Consider the following 3,964-nt stretch of genomic DNA (forward strand, 5'->3'; position numbering starts at 1 on the left):
GTCCTGAGGAATCCCTCGGGGCGGCCGGGCGAGTTTGTCGAGAGCAGCGCTCCTCCATGCTTTTCAGGCTCTGTTCAGTGCAGTGTTTGTTTCGTAGCGAAGCGAGCGGGGATTTGCGTGTCTTGGTAGAATAAGCGGGTTGAGTCCAGTAACCATTATTTGAACGGAGCACTCTGTGACGAACACCAATGACGCGCGACGTCGCGATTCCCTCGAAGCGGGGGCCACGTCGCGGGTGACGCCGCCTGTGGGCCGCCATGCCGCCCATGCAGGCTCCAGCGTCGCTCAATCCGCGGGTGCCACTTCGGCAAACCGCGCTGTGAGCCCCCAGGCAACTGGCGCGCTCCCCGCAACGAACAAACCTGCGCCCGGCCACGCTGGCCGCGGCCGCCATGTTCCCGCCCAGCCGGCTATTCGTTCCGACTTGTCGGCGGCGCTTCCTTCTCTTTCGATTGAAGACGCGCAGCAGTCCCAGCCCATGGGCGCGCCCGTCATCACCTTCGATCATGTGACGAAGGTCTACCAGGCGCAGCCGAACAAGCCTTCGCTGCACGACATCTCCCTGCAGATCTATGCGGGCGAGTTCGTCTTCCTCGTTGGCCATTCGGGTTCGGGCAAGTCTACCTTCATCAAGCTCATTACTCGCGAGCTCAAGCCATCGAGCGGCCATATTTATGTCGCCGACGAAGACCTTACGACCATGCGCGACTGGCGCGTGCCCTACCTTCGCCGCAACATCGGCTGCGTTTTCCAAGACTTCAAATTGCTGCCGAACAAAACCGTTTTCGAGAACGTTTCGTTCGCGCTTGAGGTTATCGGCAAGAGCCGCCACGTGATTAAGACTCAGGTTCCCGAGGTTTTGCGCCTGGTTGGCCTGCAAGACAAGCTCAACAAGCGTCCCGACCAGCTTTCTGGTGGCGAGCAGCAGCGTGTTTCCATTGCGCGCGCCATCGTGAACCGCCCGCCGCTGCTCATCTGCGACGAGCCCACGGGCAACCTCGACCCGCAAACCTCGCGCGGCATCATGGACCTGCTCGAGCGCATCAACCGCACGGGCACCACGGTGCTCGTGGCCACCCATGACCGCGAGATGGTCGACAACATGCGCCGTCGCGTCATAGCGCTCGATCGCGGCCGCCTTACCCGCGACCAGGACAGGGGGGTGTACGGTTTCGATGCGTAGTCTCGGTTACTTCTTCAAGGAGTCGCTGCACGGGTTCACGCGCAACCTCTCCACCACCTTGGGTTCCATCATCACGATCTTCCTCTCGCTGCTCATCATCGGCATCTTCCTTGTGGGCGGCGTCGTGGTGAACAACGTCATGTCGTCGGTCGAGAACGAGGTCGGCATCTCGGCCTTCATCTCCGATGACGCCTCGCAGTCCGATATCGACAAGGTCGAGGATTTCATCCGTGGCATCGACGGCGTTGCATCGGTCGACTTCACCACGAAGGACCAGGCGCTCGAGAACTTCAAGGCCACGTCGAACTCCGACATCATCGACGCGCTCGACGGGCAGAACCCGCTGCCCGCCTCCATCGAGGTCGAGCTTTCGGACCCGAAGCTCGTCGAGGATGTGGCGAGCCAGATCGAGCAGAACTCCACGTTCGCTTCCATCTGCGGCTACGATTCGCCTTCCGAGTCGCTTAAGTACGGCCAGAAGTCGGTCGCGCAGCTCTTCCAGCTGACGACCTATGTCCGCTATATCGGCATCGCGCTCATCGTGCTGCTCATCTTCATCGCGCTCGTGTTCATCAACAATACGATTCGCCTGGCCATCCTTGCGCGCCGCAAGGAAATCGCCATCATGCGCCTCGTCGGCGCGTCGAATGGCTTCATCCGCGGGCCCTTCCTCATGGAGGGCGCGCTGCACGCCATCATCGGCTCGCTGTTCGCAGTTGGCGTGCTCGAGCTTCTGCGCAACCTGGCGCTCCCGAAGCTCGCGGGCGCGCTCAAGTTCCTTGCGATCGACGTGAACGCCGGCACCTTCGCGATCATCTACGTTGCACTCGTGATTGCGGGCCTGATCATCGGCCTGTTCGGTTCGGCGCTCGCAATGCGCCGCTACCTCAAGGTGTAGAAAGCGCGAACGAGATAGATTCCCATGGCGAAGCACGGTGATACCAAGCAGCGCGCGGCGATGGCCGAGCGCGAGCACAGGCGAAACAAGCGCATCCTGCGCCTGCTGTGCTTCGTCGTGGCTATTGCTGTGGCCTTCGTCGCCGGGTTCGCTCTGCGCAGCCAGGACCAGTTCCTTGCCTCGCTCGGGTTCTCCATCCCCGGCGTCCAGAAAGCCGGCACCCAGGCGACGGATGTGAAGAAATCTCCCTATGATTCCATTTCTGCTCGCTTGAGCGAAGTTGAGGACGTGCTCGCGAAGAGTGACCTCAACGGCTACGACCTCGACGAGGCGACCAAGGAAGTGTTCAAGGGCTTCTCGAACGCATGCGACGACAAATACTTCGAGTATCTTGACCCCTCGCGCTATGCGTCCTTCGTGAAGGACAGCTCCGACGGTGCCTACAACGGCGTCGGCGTCCTGTTCTCGGACTACAACGGCCGCGCCCTCGTTTCCGATGTGTTCTCGGGCTCCGCTGCCGAGGCGGCCGGCGTCCAGCAGGGCGACGTGCTGATCGGCATCGACGGCGACACCTCGCACGACTGGTCGGTTACCGAGGCTATTAGCGGCCTTTCTCGCAACGCTGGCGAGACGGTCGTGGTCACGTGGATGCGGCCCTCTTCGGTCGGCGCCGAGACGGGCACGTCCTACACCACCGCGCTCACGTGCTCTTCGTACAAGGAGCAAAACGTCACGTACTCGCTCGACGGCACGGTCGGCTACATCAGGGTGCGCCAGATCACGCAGGATACCTCCGACAACGTCTCCGCAGCGCTCGCTGACCTGATCGAGCAGGGGGCGACGTCGTTCGTCATGGATCTGCGCGACAACCCGGGCGGCTATCTCACGCAAGCGGTCGATGTGGCGAACCTCTTCATCAAGACGGGCGTCGTCGTCGAGGTGCAGACTTCCACGGGAACTTCCCCGAAGTCCGCTTCCGGGAAAACGGTCACCGATCTGCCCCTCGTCGTGCTCACGAACGGCTATACCTCAGGTGCTGCCGAGGTGCTCGCCGCTGCGCTTCAGGATAACCAGCGCGCCACCATTGTCGGTGAGACCACGATCGGCAAGGGTTCCGTGCAGGTTGTGCACGAGCTTTCGTTCGGCGGGGCGATCCGCTACACCGCTGGCTACTACAAAAGCCCGCTCGGCCACGACATCGACGGCGTCGGCGTGATTCCCGACATCGCCATCTCCTCAAGCGAAGGCGGCACCGACCCGCAGCTCGTTCTTGCCGTCGAGACCGCGCAAAACAAGGAGAAAGCCTAGAGGCGCATGCCCCGTTCCAAGAACCACACGCGACGGGTCGCTCGCTCGCGCCCGCGTGGCATCATGCAATTGAATCCTGAAGGCTACGGCTTCGTTCGCACGTCAGAAGGTGAGTTCTTCGTTCCCCACGCCAAGCTCGGCGGCGCCTTCGACGGCGATCTGGTCGAAGTTGCCCCGCTGCCCGCGAATGCCTCGAAAGGACACACGCGGGAAGGTTCCGGCGGCGGTCGCTATGGTCACAAGCGGGCTGCGCGCGTCGTCTCGGTGATTGAGCGTGCCCATGAGGTTGTTGTCGGCAGGTTTGAGGCGGCCGAGCCGTTCGGCGTCGTCGTGCCCCTCGACCCGCATATCCCCTACGACATCTTCACCCAGCTCTCCGAAGCGCCCGATGTGGAAGATGGCGCAATCGTCCGAGTTCGCATCGCGCAGTTTCCCTCCCGCAATTCCGCGGCGACGGGGCATATCGAGGAAGTGGTCGAGCATGTCGACGGGCTCGTCGAGGGGGTTGTTGCCGTCGTTGTCCGCCATAAGTTCGAGACGGCGTTCTCCGTCGCTGCGCTCGCGGAGGCACGTGG

The 3,964-nt window shown here is 62.4% G+C and carries 3 protein-coding genes and 1 pseudogene; all 4 read left to right on the forward strand.

Going from position 1 to position 3,964, the window contains the following annotated elements; all coding sequences use genetic code 11:
* Nucleotides 1–478: 478 nt before the first annotated feature.
* Nucleotides 479–1,183 (forward strand): cell division ATP-binding protein FtsE, encoded by a 705-nt coding sequence (gene ftsE, locus Q0G18_RS09025; protein ID WP_366769343.1) that lies wholly within the window; start codon nt 479–481, stop codon nt 1,181–1,183.
* On the forward strand, nt 1,176–2,081 hold the full coding sequence (ftsX, locus tag Q0G18_RS09030) for a permease-like cell division protein FtsX (RefSeq protein WP_297152256.1): 906 nt from the start codon (nt 1,176–1,178) through the stop codon (nt 2,079–2,081). The genes ftsE and ftsX overlap by 8 nt, the downstream gene beginning before the upstream one ends.
* Before the next feature lie 24 nt (nt 2,082–2,105).
* Entirely contained in the window at nt 2,106–3,389 is a 1,284-nt protein-coding gene (locus Q0G18_RS09035) for a S41 family peptidase (protein WP_297152259.1), read from the forward strand.
* A 6-nt stretch (nt 3,390–3,395) separates the two neighbouring features.
* Nucleotides 3,396–3,964: pseudogene (locus Q0G18_RS09040) on the forward strand (3'-5' exonuclease); the annotation flags it as partial.

It is taken from the genome of uncultured Ellagibacter sp., from assembly GCF_934636505.1.
Classification (GTDB): domain Bacteria; phylum Actinomycetota; class Coriobacteriia; order Coriobacteriales; family Eggerthellaceae; genus Ellagibacter.